The organism is Picosynechococcus sp. PCC 11901 (genome assembly GCF_005577135.1).
Taxonomy (GTDB): domain Bacteria; phylum Cyanobacteriota; class Cyanobacteriia; order Cyanobacteriales; family MRBY01; genus MRBY01.
The window spans coordinates 357,530-374,589 of the sequence record NZ_CP040360.1 but is presented as its reverse complement, the minus strand read 5'-3'; the positions used below and the strand labels follow the sequence as shown (position 1 = coordinate 374,589).

The following is a 17,060-nucleotide window of genomic DNA, read 5'->3' as shown; positions in this document are numbered from 1 at the left end:
CCTGGAATGGTTTAAGGGTCAGGCCTGCAATATCGATAAAAATTACTCGGATGTACTATGGTGACACAAAATTTCGGTGATCCGAGCAAGTCCGATAAAATCTGTAATTTTGTGGCAGGAAATCATAGGGGCGCAGATTGGGCATTTTGGAAGGGTTTAACGAGCCAGCGGACAAAGCGATAAATGTAGGTAAAGATCACCGGTACGACGATCAGGGTCAAAACGGTGGAGGTACTAAAGCCCCCAATCACGGCGATCGCCATCGGACTCCGGGTCGCACCATCGGCCCCCAACTCCAGGGCAATGGGCAACATCCCGGCAATGGTCGAGAGGGATGTCATACAGATGGGCCGTAACCGGGAGACCCCAGCTTCAACGAGGGATTTTTTCAGGGTTTTGCCTTCCCGTAGGCCAGAGAGGGTAAAGTCCACCAGTAAGATTGCGTTTTTTGTCACCAGACCCATCAACAACACAATGCCAATCAGGGCAAATAAACCCAGTTCCTTTTGGGTAATCATCAGCCCCAACAAAGCCCCCCCAATGGAGAGAGGCAAAGCGGTTAGAATCCCAAAGGGATAGAGGAAGTTGTTGTAAAGCAGCACCAGAATTGCATAGATGCACAGGACAGCCGCCCCCAACGCCGTGAGGAAACGGCTAAAAATATCGCGCATAATTTCTGCGTCGCCCGCGGGTTCAATGGTCACGCCAGAAGGTAAGGGGCTCATCACGGGCAAGGCATTCACGGCAGCAAAGGCATCCCCTAGGGATGTTCCTTCTAGGTTAGCCCCCACTTCCACTTGACGGAAGCGATTAAAGCGGTCGATCTGGGCCGAACCACTACCGAGCTTTAATTCAGCTACAGCAGCTAGGGGGACTAATTCACCGGTGTTACTCGGTACCTGGAGATTTTTCAGGGTTTCAATGTTGCTGCGTTGGGCGGGATCGAGTTGAACGCGGATCGGGATTTGGCGATCGCTTAAATTAAATTTGGGCAAATTAAAATCGTTATCGCCAATTAACGCCAGGGAAGCGGTGCGAGAGATAGCCGCCACAGAAACACCAAGATCGGCGGCCCGTTGGGGATCAGGCTGAATGATTAGTTCGGGTTTAACCAAGCTTGCGCTCGACGAAATGTCCACTAACCCCGGTACGCTGCCCATCTGTTGCTCTAGGGTCGTCGCTGTTTCTAATAGAAGCGGGGCATTTTCACTTTTGAGCACAATGGAGAGATCTTTAGAGTTGCCTGTCCCGCCCGTACTTTGGAAGGAGACCCTTGCCCCCGGAATCGTTTGGAAATCACGCCGTAGGGTTTGTTCAAATTCTGCCTGGGAAACCCGTTCCGCTTGGGGCACAAGGTTGACATAAATGGTGCCGCTGTTGATGTTGGTCGCCGTTGCCAAAACACTACTCACGGCGGGATTGGCCTGGAGGCGATCGCTCACTTCCGTCATCACTTGCTCGCTATCGGCCAAGGTGGCACCGGGGGGCAGATCAAAGGCGATCGTACTAATGCCCGTGTCGCTACTGCTAAAAAGTCCTGTAGGAATAAAGGGGATCAGCTGGAGGCTACCGATAAAAAAGGCTAGGGCAACGAGGAGGGTCGTGAGACGATGGCGCAGCGCCCAGCCGAGCAGATTCCGGTAAAAACCCGGTTGTTTCTGGCCATTAAAAGCCCCTAGTTTTGATTTTAATAGGTAGGCACTCAGCATCGGCGTCATGGTGGTGGCCACCAGGGTCGAGAACATCGTTGAGACGGCGACGGTGACCCCAAAGGGTTGGAAGAATTGTCCCGGCACGCCCCCCATAAAGGCCACGGGCAGAAATACAGCCACAATGGTTGCGGTGGTTGCCACTACGGCGAGGCCAATTTCCCTGGCGCCATCGATGGCAGCCTGGAAAGGTCTTTTGCCCATTTGCAGGTGTTGGTCGATATTTTCAATCATGCAGATCGCATCATCGACTAAGTTACCGATCGCCAGGGCCAAGGCGAGGAGGGTCATCCCGTTCAGGGTATAGTCGAGGGCCTGCATCACAAAGAACGTCGGCACAATGGAGAGGGGCAAGGCGGCAGCGGTGATCAAGGTGGCGCGCCAGTCCTTGAGGAAAAAGCCCACGGTAATCACCGTTAAAATGCAGCCCGCCCACAGGGCCATAATGGTGCCGTCATAGGAGGCTTGAATCTCTGTGGCGCGGGTAAAAATCAAATCGAAACGGAGATCCTCTGGGAGGGTGGTTTGCAACTCGGCGATCGCCTTTCGGATCCCTTGATCAACGCCGACAACGGTACTCCCAGGACTCCGAAGTACGGAGAATGCCACCACCGGCTCATTATTGAGGGTCGCCGCCACCCTGGGTTCCCGGAAGCTATCTTCCACGCGGCCCAGATTTTCTAAGGACACTAGATCTCCGTTGGGTAACGTGATCGGGTATTGCTGCAATTCTTGAATGCTTTCTGCACTACCAAGAGTCCGGACATTTTGCTCATTGCCCCCCAGTTCGAGGCGGCCCCCCGGACGGTTGAGATTAAATTGAGCAATCTGGTCATTAACTTGGGTTGCGGTGATCCCCAAGCTCTGTAACAAATCAGGATCGAGATCGACGCGAATCTCCCGGTCAACACCACCCAGCCGTTGAATTTCGGCCACCCCTTCTACATTGGTCAGTTCTCGGCCAATGCGACGATCGATGAGATCACTGAGTTCTTCGACGGTGCGCTCCCCAGAGGAGAGGGCATAGGTCATCACGGCTCCCCCAGCAAAATCAAGTTTTTGGACAATGGGATCGGTGATGTCCTGGGGTAGAGATGAGCGAATTTGGGCGATCGCATTGCGCACATCATTGGTCGCCTGGTCGGTGTCGGTGCCTAATTCGAAATTCACGACCGTCTGGGAATTGCCATCGGTCACGGTGGAGGTGATTTGATCAATATTGGCGAGGCTCGCGACGGAATCTTCAATTTTTTTGGTAATTTCCGTTTCAATCTCTTCTGGGGCGGCCCCTGGCTGGCTGACGCTCACGGTCACGGCAGAAATATCGATGTTTGGCGTATTATCAATGCCAAGATTCAAAAACGAATAGATCCCCACGATGGTCATAATCATGAAGGCCACGAGGGTCGGCACTGGATTTTTGATGGACCAGGCAGAGAGGTGAAAGGACATACCAGGGGCAACTGTTGCGATTTGTTACGGTTTCTATTCTAGGCACAGTTGTTGGCAATATGGGGGTTAGTTGTTGACCTGGAGTTGGGAGCCCTGCTGATCTTTGTAGACTTCGATGCGGCTTTGAAAGGCTTCCTTGAACTGGGGAATGTGGGTCACAGCGAGGATACAAGCAAAGTCAGCGGCGATCGCATTGATCGCCCCGATTAAGCGGTTACAGCCTTCGGTGTCCTGGGTGCCAAAGCCTTCATCAATGACCAGCATTTGCAAGGTGGTGCCCGAACGGTAGGCTAAGAGTTTTGCGAGGGCGAGGCGGATTGAAAAGTTGATCCGGAATGCTTCCCCCCCGGAATAGGTTTCGTAGGCGCGGGTGCCCCGGACGTCGGCAATGACAATATCGAGGGTATCGATCATCTGGGCGGCAGTTTTTTTGCTGCCTTTCTTAGCTTTTTGGGTGAGGAACTGCACATGGAATTGGTGCTCTGTGAGGCGACCGAGGATTTGGTTGGTTTCGGCCTCTAGTTGGGGCAGGGCATTTTCGATCATCAGGGCCTGAATCCCATTTTTACCGAAGGCTTGACCGAGTTCATGGTGAATTCGGTATTGGCGTCGCAGTTCCTTGAGTTCCGTTTTGCTATTTTTCTGGGCGGTGGCGATCGCCTGGAGATTTTCTAAGGATTGTTGCCGTTGGCCGCGTTGGGTAATTGCTGTTTCTAGGGCTTGGCGACAGGTTTGCAATTGACTCTCTAGGTGGTTAATCTCCCCTTGATCAGCGTGAAGATTGTCTAAATTTTCCTGCAATTGCGTAATTTGTTGTTCGAGTTGCGCCAGCTCCGTTTGGGCGACCGTTTGACGTTGGTTTAAATCCTGTAGTTGCGCTTCGAGGCTGGTTTGTTGCCGTTGGGCTTGGCCCAGTTCGAGGTAACGCTGTTGCCAAATTTGCCCCTGCTGGAGTGCTTGGCGGAGTTGTTGGTGGGCGTTGCGGTCGTAGTTGAGGGCGTTTAACTGTTCCTGGAGTTGCGTGAGGCGGACTTGCCAGGGAGATGTTTGTCTATTTTGGTCGAGTTGATGGCGCTGGGTTTCAAGTGCTGCTTCCCGTTCGGGCAGTTCCCGCTGGAGGGTATCCAGGCGTTGGCGCGCTTGGTTTAATTCCACCTCTTTGAGTTCTGCCCAACGGTATTCTTTTTCCGTTTCCCTGGCGATCGCCAATTGGGATTCATCATATTCCAGGGTCTCTAACTGGTGCTGCACTTCCGCCAATTCTGCCTGCAGATCCTCGGCGTAGGCTTCCAGGCGGAGGGCGCGCTCTAGGCTGAGTAATTCTTGTTCTACCTGTTTCAATTCCTTTTCGAGGGCTTGGTTCGTTTCAATGGCCTGCTCCAGGCGGATCATCTGTTGGTCATAGCTTTCATAGCTACTCCGGACTTGGTCGAGGGCCGTCAGTTCCTGGTTGTAGTCGCGCAGCAGTTGATCGCAACGTTTAAGTTCATTTTGGAAGGTGAGAATTTCTGCTTCAGTGACACTGTACTGGGCCTGGGTTTTGGCCATCACATTTTGGTGGTGGTCATGGTCGAGGTTTTGTTCGCAGAGGGGACAAGTCGCCCCCGGTTGTTGCAGCAGGGCAAGTTTTTGTTGGAGTTCCTGGAGTTGCGTTTGGCAGTTGCGCTCGGCGTCCTGGAGACGGGCTTGTTGGGTGGAAATATCAAGGCGTTGTTGCTGAATCTGATCTAGATGTTTTTTCTGGCGGTCCAGATCGGCCATGGTTTGATCGAGGCGCTGCAATTCCGCCCGCTGTTGGGGAATTTGGGCAACTTTTTCTGCAAGGTTTTGCTGTTGCTGTCGGGATGCGGCCAATTGTAACTTCAGTTTTTCGGCGGCCTGACTAATTTGGTTTTCTAGCTGTTGCCGTTGCTGGAGGAGGGGTTGGGCTTGGTGGTGGGCGGCTTCGAGGCGATTGATCTGGTTTCGAGTACGTTTTAGTTGGTCTAGGGCGGTGGTCAAGTCGGGGGCGATCGCCAACGTTTCTTCGACTGCTGCTTGCTGTTGGGTGAGGGTTTGGATTTGCACTTCTAGCTGCTGAATCTGCCGTTGCCCCTCGTTTTCCTCTGCCTGGATAGTTTGCTGAATGGTTTGTTGTTCCTGCTGGAGGTCTTGGTATTGCTGGGATATTTGGTTGAGCTGTTCTTCCTGCTGCTGGAGGGTTTGCCAACGTTGGTATTCGGCTTCGATGGTGTCGGTCTGGTGCAGAATCGCTGTATTTTGCGCTAAATCCTGCTGAATCTGTTGAGCCTGGGTGCTGAGGCGCGTCAGGTCTTGGTGGCGGCGCTGGTACTGTTGCTGGGACGTATCGACTTGGTTTTTCAGGAATTGCCGTTGTTGGGCGATCGCCTGAATTTTTTGGAGCTGATCCTGGAGTTGGTTTTCCCGTTGCTTGCCTTCGCTAATGGTCTGTTCGATGGCGGCGAGTTCTGCTTCTAGCTGCGGTTTTGCCCGGAGTTGTTCAGTTTGAGGCGCGAGGCTTTCTTCGAGAAGATCGGCCTTGAGTTTAAAAGATCTCGCTTTGTCCTTAGCGAGTTGGGCGAGGCTTTCGTAACGGTCAAGCTTGAGGAGATCACTCAAAATCTTTTTGCGGTCTGCGGGCTTGGCCACCATAAATTCATCGGCGTGGCCCTGACGTAGATAGGCGGAATTGATAAACGTGTCGTAGTCTAGTTTGATCTCTTGGTCGATGAGCTCTTGGGTTTCCCGGATCCCCTTACCTGTGATGGTGGTAAAGTCCCCCGTTGGCGATCGCACTTGGAATTGTAAAGTCGCCCCTCGCCCCCGCGATCGCATTCGAATGATTCGATAAACCTGTTGGTGACAAAGTAGCTCAAAATCAACCCGTACATCCATTTCGCCCATGTGGATCACGTCATCGGCACTGCTGGTGCGACTTTTGCCCCAGATGACCCAAGTCACCGCTTCTAACAGGGATGATTTCCCGGCTCCATTTGGCCCACAAATACAGGCCGTGTGAAAGCCCGTGAAATCTAGAACAGCATCACGGTAACTGAGGAAATTTTTCAGGGTAAGTTTTAGGGGCGTCATGGGCAGACTGTCGGCAACAAACACTAATCCCCATCATATCCCCGTTGTTTCGTCCCCCAACCCCAAAGAATTTTATGGATCTGTCATCTCGCGAGAACCTGACTGTTACCATGGACGCAGAAAAATCGGTGGTAGCCGGAAACGTTTTGCCCTGATTGATGGTCTACAGTTCCAGTCCTCCCTCCCCAATTCCCGATGAAAAAGCTACTCTTTACCGCCTGTTGTTTTTTGCCTTTGGCGATCGCCCCCCAGGTACGGGCCGAAAACCTAACCCACCTGAGCCAACTGCTATCGAGTCGTCAATGTCAGAACTGCCAACTGACCCGGAGCGGCCTTGCCAATGCCCGCTTAGATGGGGCTGACCTGCGGGGGGCGGATTTACGTCAAGCGAACCTGAGCCGGGCGGATCTGAGCCTTGCGGATCTGCGGGGGGCCAATTTGACGGGAGCTTCCCTGGTAGGGGCCAATTTAGCCGGGGCTGATCTAGAAGGGGCCAATTTAGACGGCGCGGATCTCCGGGAAGCCTATTTAGCCGGGGCGAATTTTACCAATACTTCCCTGCGGACGTTCTACATTGCGCGGGCGGTGGGGCTGTTGGATGCTCCCGTTTCGGCGGAGCAACTTTATCAATGGGGCTTTGTGGAAGGGGAAAATAAAAATTACCGCATGGCGATCGCCTACTATGATGCCGCCGCCAACCAAGAACCCGACAATGGGGCCATTTATCTATCCCGGGCAATCGCCCGCTACCAACTGCGCGATTTTGCCCAGGCCCAACAAGATGCCACCTTTGCCCAAACCCTGTTCACCAGCCAAGGATCGACCGTAGGAGTAGATGCCAGCCAGAGATTACTCGATGAAATTGACCTCGCCCTCAACCCGAAACAAGATTCTGGAAATACTGCTGGCAATATCCTCAGCGCCATTAGCTCCGTGCTGTTGCGTTTCTTCTTTTAAAACTTCTAGGCTGTTCCCAAACTTTTTCGCCATCTCTTTTGCCTGGGCGAGGCTATTTATAAGCTATTTATAAAGTAAATGAATTTCTTAATTTGTCCCGTTCGACTGAGCGTTCGACTGAGCTCACGCCGAAGTCTCACGCCGAAGTCTCACGTCGAAGCCTAAATCTCCCCAAATTCGGGGCTTAGGGGCTTCATAAATGGACTCTAAGCTCAATTGCGGTGATTATTCTGGTAGCGGATCCGCGATCCGGCCCACTGGAGCTTATCGCGAATGGTTTGGTAAAACGAATAGGTTTCCCGCAGGATAATGAATTTGCAGTAACAATGGGCCTTTTGGACATTGACCCACTGGCCCGGCCAAACTGAAGTAGCCAAGGCCCCATCCATCCAGAGCTTGTTATTCAGGTCGTAGTCTCCGAGGGGCCAGATATCCACATTAGAGCGGGCGGGCAAGACAATCGGGCGACTCGACAGACTCAAAGGACAGATGGGCGTTACCACAATCGCCTCTAGGCCAGGGTGCATAATCGGCCCATTTGCAGAAGCGGTGTAACAGGTTGACCCAGTGGAAGTCGCCACCAATAGCCCGTCCCCGTGGTACTGATCCACAATGGTGCAATCGACTTCCATTTCAAAGACGGCTGTGGGCATCCGGTCAACGGCAGCGGGTTTGACACACATTTCATTGAGGGCATAGAAGGTTTCGCTGACAATTTCTGGATCTTGGCGATCACCTTCACAGATTTTGGCCTCTAACATCATCCGGGTTTCCACCGCGTAGGTGTCGTTGCGGAGTCGCTCCCAAAGGGCCTGACTATTTTCAAGCTGCTCAAAAGGTTCAGTCAAAAAGCCCAGGTGGCCGCCGACATTCACCGCCAAAATCGGAATATTTTCCTTAGAGAGGTGGCGGGCTGCTGCTAAAACGGTGCCATCTCCCCCCAGGACAATGGCGAGATCAATCGGTTCACTGACCGAGGCCAAAAACACAGGGTAAGGATTATCCTTAAAGCCGCTGGGGCCGAGCAAAATCCGACTCCCCTGGGCTTCTAATTCATGGGCACAGCGTTCGGCCCATTTTTTGGCAAAGGGGTCACCCGCTTTATAGGCAATGATTACTTGATCAAGGTTCACGGCATTTCTAAGATGACTCGGGGCGCACCTGAAAACTTTGTTGGCTTTGCTCGACCCCAGCCGTAAAGGCAGCGGTGGGTCTATCACTACTATAGGTAATTACCCAAAAGGTGGTCGTTTCTGGATAGACATAACTCACCTGGGTGAGGTCGCCTCGGTTCAATTCTAAGCGCCCTTGATCCGCCGTTTGGGTGAGGCTCACCGTAATGCCAGCGGCCTGGAGTGTCGCCACCTGTTGTTGGAGATAATCCTCTAAGGTCAGGGCTTCCGGGCGTTCTTCTTGGACGATGGTGATGCTGTTCAGGCGATCGCCCTCTGCTTGGAAAGCAAGCAATTCTAGGGTTTCGGCATTTTGATTAAGCCATTCAAGGCGATCGCCTTTATCCCAGGCCTCTAAGGTGGCTGCCAGAGCGGGGAGATCTGAGCCTGGATTGCCGCCCACATAGCCCGGTGGAACGTCCAACTGCACCTGTTCTGTAGTGAGGGTTTGCCATTGATTGCTGGGGGTCAGGATTTCGGTTTCCAGGCCAGGGGGATTTGCCCCACAGCCCCACAGAAAGAGCAGCAATACCCCCAGTCCTAAGCTGCGCCATCGGCATAATTTCATCGTGAACACTGTCCCTTTAGCCGCGTTTTTCTACTGGAATATAGATTTGATTATGCACACCGGTATAGACCTGGGTCGGCCGGAAAATCCGGTTGACACCCAGTTGTTCTTTCCAGTGGGCGAGCCAACCCGCAACCCTGGCGATCGCAAACAGGGGCGTGAATAGATCGCTCGGAATCCCTAACTTGCGGTAAACCAAGCCCGAATAGAAATCAACGTTGGCGAAAATCCCCTTGTGGCCGTATTTTTCCTCAACAATTTTTTCTAATTCCAGGGCAATCTTGTAGTACGGGTCTTCCCCTTCGAGTTCAAACAGTTCTTCTGCTAACCTCTGGAGGATCACCGCCCGGGGATCTTTGACCTTATAAACCCGGTGGCCGAAGCCCATGATCTTTTGTTTATTCGCGACACAGGTCTCGACATACCCACGAACATTTTCGACGGAGCCAATTTCTTCGAGCATCAAAAGCACTTCTTCGTTCGCCCCTCCATGCAACGGCCCGGCCAAGGTGCCAACGGCAGACGCAATTACCGCGTAGGGATCCGTCAAGGTAGAAGCCGTCACCATCGCCGAAAAAGTGGAAGCATTGATCGTGTGTTCGGCGTGGAGCATCAAGCAAATGTCAAAAATCTTTGCCTGGAGATCGTAGGGGCGACGCTCGGTCATCATGTAGAGAAAATTCGCCGCGTAATCAAGGCTATCGTTGGGCTGAACCGGATCATTTCCCTTGCGCATCGAATTGGCCGCCGCAACCATGGTGGGGATTTTGGCTAACAGACGAACAACGGCGTGGCGAATGTACTCTGGATCATCCAAGGCACGCCGGGAATAAAATAGCCCCAGGGCCGCCGCCGATGTTTGCAAAGAATCCATCGGGTGACCGGTTTCGGGAAAACATTTCATCATGTCCCGGATGCGGTATTTGATCCGACGGTGATAGAGAATATCGTTTTTAAAATCTTCAAGTTCCTGGTAGGTCGGCAGTTCACCCCAGATCAGGAGGTAGGCAACTTCGAGGAAAGAACTTTTTTCGGCCAATTCTTGAATCGGGATCCCCCGGTATTCGAGGATGCCATTTTTTCCATCGACGAAGCTAATGCTGGATTGGGCTGCAGGAATTCCTTCTAAGCCGGGTTTAAATTCGCAACCAGTCGTCATACTGTGTACCTTGATTAGATCCTAAAAATAATATTGAGGCTAATTTCTTGATGCCCGTGGCTAACTTAGCCTATCACGGGGATTATGGCAGTAGCCATTTTGGCGAGGTCAACAAAAATAGCTCATTATCGGTGTGGGCTTGGATCCGGGCGGCACCGGAACGAAGGCCAATGATGCCTGCTTTTTTGAGGTTGAGGTGGTGGCCTGTCTGACCAAAGGCGATCGCCTCAGCCCATTCGCCCAAGTCTGGTTGATGGCCCACAAGGACTAATTTTGCATCCGGAGCCGCTTCCCAGCGTTCTAGCCAGGCTAAAAATGCTCCCAGGGAACCCCTCGGTGCTAAACCTTGGAAAACCTGGGGATGGGGGCCTAGTTCTGCGGCGGCCAAAATTTCTGCGGTTTGTCTGGCCCGTAATAAAGGACTGGTTAAAATCCCCTCAAAGTGGAGACCAAGCTGCTGTAATCGTTGGGCCACAAGTTTTGTTCGGGTTTCGCCTTTGGTCGTCAAAGGGCGATCGCCATCCTCTGCATAATCAGCCCGGTCAGCGGCGATGCCATGGCGAAAAAAATATAATTCCATTACTTTTCCTCCTGGGAGATGATGGTGCTAAAACACGCAGCAGCCATTTTCTATTCTTAACGACAATGGCCAGCAATGGGCCAAGCTTGCCCTGATCCCAGGGTGCCACACCCCAAAAACAATTCCCCACACAACCTCTGGTTACGGTGCATGGGGAAATGAGAACAATCTTAGATGTGAGGTAAATTCCTGAGGCGATCGCCCAGAATTTTTTACTTAAGCGTCAGATTCGATGTAGTTAAACAGAAGTCCCATCGCTAAAGCCGGGAAAACAACACCCGCCAAGGGGACAAGGATTACAGGCAGAAAAGAAGCTGCGTAGGCGCCGTTCATATTAAATCTTTCCTAAATGCTATTAACAAACTGGTTTTCACAATACCTTGGATATTACTGCCAGAGGTCTTGGGAGGGAACAGACATTACGATTCTTAACATAAATGGCCGAAATTCCCAGGACTTGCCCTAAATGTTGCCAAATACTAAGAAAGCCAGTAAATCTAGCAATATCTCTTATAATCCGTAACAAGTGTTTATCTGAACTTAAATTGTAAGTTTGTTTTGAGAGGAGCTTAAACATTAAATGGACATTATTCAACATGGTGGAGATCCTCAAGTAGGAAACCTCGCGACTCCGATTAATGCTTCTGCATTTAGTAAAGCTTTCATTAATAATCTACCGGGTTATCGTCAAGGACTTTCGGCACAGCGCCGTGGTCTAGAAATTGGCATGGCCCATGGTTATTTCCTCTATGGCCCCTTTGCTCTCCTCGGCCCGCTGCGGAATGCAGACTTTGCTGGAGTTGCTGGCCTATTAGGAACCGTTGGCTTGATTTCCCTGTTGACCCTTGCCCTTTCCCTCTACGGAAGTGTCGGCGTTAGCACACCCACCGCAACCCTAACCACGCCCAATCCTCCTGAAAATCTAGGAACCAAAGAAGGCTGGAGCGAGTTTGCGGCTGGCTTCTTGATTGGCGGCTGTGGTGGTGCCCTGGTTGCCTATGGTCTCTGTATTGCTTTACCGATGATGTACACCATCTAGGGATTGGTTGATAAGTTTTTATACAAGGTGTTCTGTAGGATAATCTAATGTTCTATTTGGTTATTCGACGGCCGCCACAATATATGACTTTAAAAATTACAAATTAGTAGATCTGGTCAATTGAGTTTGTTGTTTGTAAAGCCCGGTGAAAGTTCACTGGGTTTTTTTGTGTCTGACAGAATTCAATGTTTAAAATTTAAGGGGCTTAAGGAAAAGCGCGACTGGGCTAATCGGCGCGGCTCAAAGGCCAGTTAGTTTCGGTGGCGATCGCCCTTGGTTTATTCTAGAACCTAAAAGATACGCACAATTTTTGGACTAGTTTTTAAGATGATATCTCAACCCAAAAGCTTGCAATGGTGGCAAAAACTGGGGGTGTGGCTCGCAACGGTATTGTTTACCTTTGGGAGTTTTGTTTCGGCAGCCCAGGCCACTGGTGTTTATGATGTGCCCTACGCCACGGGGGATCAACCGATCTGGATTGTGGATCAAGCAGAAGCAATTAGTCGTGCCAACGAAGGGCGTTTAAATCGAGAGCTCAGCGAGTTAGCTGAAACAACGGGCAAGGGTCTGCATTTTGTCGCGATTCGTCGCCTTGATTATGGTCAGACCATGGAAGAATTTACCGACAAGGTCTTTGCCAAGTGGTTTCCGACACCAGAAGCGGGGGCTGATGAAATCGTGGTGGCGATGGATGTGCTGACGAATAATGTGGCGATCGCCCTGGGAAATAATATCCAGGAGTTGATTCCACCGGAGACAGCCGAGAGTATTACCGGAGAAACCATCGGTTACCCTCTGCGCAGCAGTTCCTATAACCAAGCCTTCCTGGATGCTGAGGCCCGCATTGGCACCATTTTGAATGGGGAAGCAGATCCTGGCCCCCCAGACATTGCCGAAATTAACATCGAAAGCACTTTCACCAAGGCCGAAGACACAAAAACAACCAGTTCAACCATTTGGGTCGTGGTGTTGCTTCTCTTGGCGACAATCATTCCCATGGCTACTTACTGGTGGTACGTGCGCTAGGGATTAACTTTTGCCAGGATTAAGCCAAATCATTTCCCAGGTGATGTAGGTGCCGACTGGACTCCACAGCAAAAAAGGCAACAAAAGCCAAAAACTCGTTTTCGAGACGGGAAAAACGGCGATCGCCAACAATAAACCCACTACGAAACCCGCAGCCCCAATAATGGTTCCCACCGTTAGGCTGCGGGTTTTGCACATCACAGGGGTATAGGCCAAGATCACCAACTCCAACAGACCATAGCCCGCCATCAACAGCCAGGTGCGAAACCCCTGGGGATCTGCATGCCAGACATAAGTGGCGGAAATAATCCCACAAATAAAAATACTCGTCCACACCACCGGGATAATGCCTTCAAAGGTGAGCCAGACCGGACGGCGCAATTGGAAAAACCAGCGTTGATCGGCGCGAATCGCTCGGTTGAGCAACACCCCAAGGGCGATCGCCACCAAGGTGATCAATAATCCCGTTCCCAGCATTTCTCTGTCCCCCAGAATTTCAACCCAATTCTATACTGGTAACAGAAGCCCCCCAGATTATTTCTAACGATCCAAAGAGCCATGACCTTCTCGCCCCAACTAATGCGCGCCGTCGAAACCCTCCAATATCGAGCGACTGTCGGGGAAGTGGCGACCCAGGCTGGCCTAGAACTCAATGTGGCCCAAAACGGTCTTTATAATCTCGCGGCCGATGCCGGTGGGCACCTCCAGGTGGCAGAAACCGGGGATGTTGTCTTTGAGTTTCCCAAAAATTTCCGGACGATCCTCCGCAATAAATATTTCAAAATTCGGCTCCAGGAATGGCTCGATAAAACCTGGCGAGTTGTCTTTTTCCTGATTCGGATCTCCTTTGGCATCGCCCTGATCCTCTCGATTCTTTTGATGACGATCGCCATTCTGGCTCTAGTGACAGCCGCTAGCAGTCAGGATAATAACAATTCCTCCCGTCGTCGTAGTTCTTCTTTTAATCTGCCCTGGCTCGTTTGGTGGGGGCCTAATCCGTTTCGCGTCTTTAGTCCCAACTACTACGGCCCCCGACGCTATGGTTCTGCAACATCTTCAAAAAGCACAACGAGCAACACCGAGAAGGGGGGAATGAATTTCCTCGAAGCCGTTTTTTCGTTTCTATTCGGCGATGGTGATCCCAATCCAAACCTGGAGGAACGTCGCTGGCAAACCATCGGTCAAGTCATCCAAAACAACGATGGAGCCGTGATCGCCGAACAACTTTCCCCCTATTTCGATAAGCTATCATCCACGGAACAGACGGAAGAAAGTTATATGTTACCGGTCTTGGCCCGGTTCAATGGCTACCCGGAAGTGTCCCCCACGGGAGACTTGGTTTATTATTTCCCAGAACTCCAGGTCAAAGCCCAGGAACGCCGTCAGAAATCCGTCCCCAACTATTTAGAAGAACAGCGTTGGACGTTTACCCTTGCTCCTACAGGTCAGAAATTTTTGGCGATCGCCCTTGGGGGTGTCAATTTAGTCTTGGCCCTGATGCTAGGGGTTTTGTTACAGGATTCAGCCCTGGTGGCCGAACTCGGCGGCTTGGTGGGTCTTGCCCAGGCCCTCTATCCCATCTTGTTCGCCTATGCGATCGCCTTTTTGGCGGTTCCCCTCGGCCGCTACTTTTGGCTCCAGCGCCGCAACCAAACCATCGAAAATCGCAACGCCCAGCGGCAAGAACGAGCGGCCCTACTCAACACTGGCGAGCCTGAACTGCAACAAAAACTAGCCTATGCCCAGCAATTTGCAACCCAGAAAATTCTCACCGGCGAAACCATCACCTATGGCACTGATCAAGATCTTCTCGATCAACAACTGCAAGGGCGTGATGACCTCGCCAAAGATTGGGAACGACGCCTAGAAGAAGGTCAATAACGCTTTTTTAGTCCACGCGAATTGGAATGTAAGCTCGGTTATTAGAACCACTGACCTCAGAGATGGTGTTGTTCTCATCCACGATGATCCCAAGCCAGTAATTTTGACCAGGATTCAGATTACTCGGAATCGTGACTGGAATTGTCGTCGTATAAACGTCCGCCGGATGGATCGACCCAAACGACCCACCGCCAATGCGGGTATCACCATAACTAATATAGTCATTGGTTGAAATGTAGATCCCATAGGAAACATTATTATGGGTCTGCTTACCATTATTCTCAATCGTAAATTCAGGACGAACTGTACTGCCACGATTGACGCGATAGCCCGGCTCCCCCGCAATCGTAATCCCACTTAAAGTGGCCGTATTAGAAGCATTACGAATCCTTACCCGCCCATGACTTGAATACTCACCACTTGCACCCGTTCTGCGCCAGTGGGATGCAGAAACATCATTAAACGTAGAATTTTGACTGCCGTAAAGAACACGGGAACCATGGGAAGCATCTTCCCCAAAATAAGTACGTGCTGTGGCACCATTGGTATGGTGATGCCGCCAAGAGTCTCCCATCACGTTGTATTCCCAATTAACGTGCATCAAGCCGAGGTAATGCCCCGCTTCATGGTTAATTACTGCATCAATCGGCAAACGAGACCCCGTGTAGACCGTATTAGAGCTCTTATTCTGGGAAGTCGTCCAAGAACGGCCCGATGAATCAAGGACAATATCCACTTCATCTAAACCATAGTGCCAACCAAATAACCAGTAGCAGTGGTACCGCATCCGGGCGACCCCAGGTGGAGAAATACTACTCGCGTAAATCTCATTTTGTCCATTGCCACTACCAACTCCTCCTGTTTCCGTTGTTGTGTTGATCACAAAGGGAGAAGGGTTGGTATTGGTCGCGTTAATGCCCCGCTCCACCGATTGCAGTAAACTACCGGGCGGAAAACTAATGGTATTGATACGGGCTGTTGTCGAATTGCCACTCCACCGTAATTTCTTACCGCTATCACCATTACACTCCAGCCAGGAAGCTGCCTGGGCGGGTTTTGGCAGGATAAAACAAGCAGAGATAATGGCTGAGGCCGCAAGTAGATAGGGATTAAACAAGTTGAACTTCATAGCAAAAGTCCCTGTAATAATTGGTTGTGATTCTGGCTGAATTAGGGGTTTATCCGTCTTAAGTCGGGTCTTAGCTCAGGTGAAATGGGTTGCGGTGAAAGGTCTCTCAAATTAGGCGAAAGATCACGAATTTGTCCTTCTCCTTCCCGGGCCTGAACATCATTCTTTTCTTCTTCGGTAATCTGATCCGGAACTGTGACAGCCCTGACTTCTTCTAACCTTGGATCAGCCACATTGAATGGTTTGTTCGGATCAGCCGATGGGATTGAAGACTGGGGTGGTTGTACCCGGTTGTTCCACTGACGCACAGCTTCAAAAAACGCAGACAAACTGAGGGGCGGCCCAAAGGTTTCTATGGGAGCTGCTTCAGGAGAATCGAAATTATCACCAGCTGCCACTGCCGCCTGAAAACCATAACCCACCCGATAAGCCGCAGGTGCTTCTGTTTCGTAGCGTCGTTGTAGCTCGGCAATGCTTTGACCCGTTCTCTGGCTTTCTTGCTGAATAATTCTTTGGGTTTCTGGTTGTTTCAATAACAGCTCAAAAGAAGGCCTTGGTAATTCGATCACATTAAGATCAAAGCGGGGTTTTCCCCCAATCCTTAGTCTTTCTGTCGCTTCAACCACGGGAATGCCCCAACCATTAAACACACGATTGTCTACAACCCTAAAGCGACCGTCAACGCAATTTACCAAGGGACATTCCGTTACGGCGTCCCCGGTTAGAAATAAAATATCTGCCTGGTTGCGAGCAAATATCGGTGCAGTCGTCTCCATGTAGATGCCACCACTGCCATCGGCGCCACCGGGCACTCGCAAGGTAATCGTTTCCCCTGACGTTCTGCCCCGTAAGGTTTCACGAATTTTGTAAGTTACAAAAGTATGGGGTAATCCTTGGGGTTGTTCCCGTGTGGGTTGGGAGTTGCGATATTGAATGTCAATAACTTCGCCGAAAATAATTAGATCTGACTCGCCGACGAGAAATTCAAGCCCAGATGTTTTGGTAGAGGCCGGGTCATTTTGCAAATTAGTCGGACTGTGGGCAAGACTAGACTGCATAGGAGAAATACAGCACAATCCTAAGGTTATTAGTTTGAGAAAAGTCAGCCTTAAATAATTTTTCATGTATTTAAACAGACCTCCAATAAATTTAATGGCGTAGAATCAGATTTTGAAATCAATTAAAAAGTCATTGCTTACTTGAATTTGATGCATTAAGATTTTCTTTTGTAATTCGTTTTTTTCTTGAAAATTAAGCAATAAAAGAATTGTGTTTATCTGCTTCAACTTTGACAAATC

The 17,060-nt window shown here is 50.8% G+C and carries 14 protein-coding genes; 4 read left to right on the top strand and 10 right to left on the bottom strand.

Features of this window, described 5'->3' with window-relative positions:
* Nucleotides 1-122 precede the first annotated feature (122 nt).
* Nucleotides 123-3,161, bottom strand: a complete 3,039-nt coding sequence (locus FEK30_RS02805; protein WP_138071670.1) for an efflux RND transporter permease subunit — start codon at nt 3,159-3,161, stop codon at nt 123-125.
* Between the two features lie 66 nt (nt 3,162-3,227).
* Nucleotides 3,228-6,251: an exonuclease subunit SbcC gene (sbcC, locus tag FEK30_RS02800; protein WP_138073722.1), complete on the bottom strand. Its 3,024-nt coding sequence runs from the start codon at nt 6,249-6,251 to the stop codon at nt 3,228-3,230.
* Nucleotides 6,252-6,446: 195 nt separating this feature from the next.
* Between sbcC and FEK30_RS02795 the strand changes: the two genes are divergently transcribed.
* Nucleotides 6,447-7,208, top strand: a complete 762-nt coding sequence (locus FEK30_RS02795; RefSeq protein ID WP_138071668.1) for a pentapeptide repeat-containing protein — start codon at nt 6,447-6,449, stop codon at nt 7,206-7,208.
* Nucleotides 7,209-7,420: 212 nt separating this feature from the next.
* Here FEK30_RS02795 and FEK30_RS02790 read toward each other — a convergent pair whose 3' ends face one another.
* The 5 genes from FEK30_RS02790 to FEK30_RS02770 all read right to left on the bottom strand — a co-directional run bounded on the left by FEK30_RS02790 (nt 7,421) and on the right by FEK30_RS02770 (nt 11,020).
* Nucleotides 7,421-8,341: an NAD(+) kinase gene (locus tag FEK30_RS02790; RefSeq protein ID WP_012308220.1), complete on the bottom strand. Its 921-nt coding sequence runs from the start codon at nt 8,339-8,341 to the stop codon at nt 7,421-7,423.
* A 7-nt stretch (nt 8,342-8,348) separates the two neighbouring features.
* On the bottom strand, nt 8,349-8,948 hold the full coding sequence (locus FEK30_RS02785; protein WP_138071666.1) for a hypothetical protein: 600 nt from the start codon (nt 8,946-8,948) through the stop codon (nt 8,349-8,351).
* Between the two features lie 16 nt (nt 8,949-8,964).
* Complete coding sequence (locus FEK30_RS02780) at nt 8,965-10,107, bottom strand: citrate synthase (RefSeq protein ID WP_012308218.1); 1,143 nt, start codon at nt 10,105-10,107, stop codon at nt 8,965-8,967.
* An 82-nt stretch (nt 10,108-10,189) separates the two neighbouring features.
* Complete coding sequence (gene sixA, locus FEK30_RS02775; protein ID WP_012308217.1) at nt 10,190-10,687, bottom strand: phosphohistidine phosphatase SixA; 498 nt, start codon at nt 10,685-10,687, stop codon at nt 10,190-10,192.
* 216 nt (nt 10,688-10,903) lie between these two features.
* Complete coding sequence (locus FEK30_RS02770; protein WP_012308216.1) at nt 10,904-11,020, bottom strand: photosystem I reaction center subunit VIII; 117 nt, start codon at nt 11,018-11,020, stop codon at nt 10,904-10,906.
* Nucleotides 11,021-11,267: 247 nt separating this feature from the next.
* On the opposite strand from FEK30_RS02770, the gene FEK30_RS02765 reads away from it, so the two are divergent.
* Entirely contained in the window at nt 11,268-11,726 is a 459-nt protein-coding gene (locus FEK30_RS02765; protein ID WP_030007435.1) for a photosystem I reaction center subunit XI, read from the top strand.
* A 327-nt stretch (nt 11,727-12,053) separates the two neighbouring features.
* Complete coding sequence (psb32, locus tag FEK30_RS02760; protein ID WP_065711392.1) at nt 12,054-12,752, top strand: photosystem II repair protein Psb32; 699 nt, start codon at nt 12,054-12,056, stop codon at nt 12,750-12,752.
* Between the two features lie 3 nt (nt 12,753-12,755).
* On the opposite strand, the gene FEK30_RS02755 is transcribed toward psb32, so the two are convergent.
* Nucleotides 12,756-13,229 (bottom strand): TspO/MBR family protein, encoded by a 474-nt coding sequence (locus FEK30_RS02755; RefSeq protein ID WP_138071664.1) that lies wholly within the window; start codon nt 13,227-13,229, stop codon nt 12,756-12,758.
* Nucleotides 13,230-13,310: 81 nt separating this feature from the next.
* Here FEK30_RS02755 and FEK30_RS02750 point away from each other — a divergent pair, with 81 nt between their 5' ends.
* Nucleotides 13,311-14,633 carry a hypothetical protein gene (locus FEK30_RS02750; RefSeq protein ID WP_138071662.1) on the top strand — a complete coding sequence of 441 codons (1,323 nt, stop codon included), beginning with the start codon at nt 13,311-13,313 and terminating at the stop codon, nt 14,631-14,633.
* A 7-nt stretch (nt 14,634-14,640) separates the two neighbouring features.
* Here FEK30_RS02750 and FEK30_RS02745 read toward each other — a convergent pair whose 3' ends face one another.
* Together FEK30_RS02745 and FEK30_RS02740 are read right to left on the bottom strand one after the other, a co-directional pair.
* Nucleotides 14,641-15,762 carry a CARDB domain-containing protein gene (locus FEK30_RS02745; RefSeq protein WP_065717093.1) on the bottom strand — a complete coding sequence of 374 codons (1,122 nt, stop codon included), beginning with the start codon at nt 15,760-15,762 and terminating at the stop codon, nt 14,641-14,643.
* 41 nt (nt 15,763-15,803) lie between these two features.
* Nucleotides 15,804-16,820, bottom strand: coding sequence for a hypothetical protein (locus FEK30_RS02740; protein ID WP_138071660.1), 1,017 nt, complete (start codon nt 16,818-16,820; stop codon nt 15,804-15,806).
* Between the last annotated feature and the right edge of the window lie 240 nt (nt 16,821-17,060).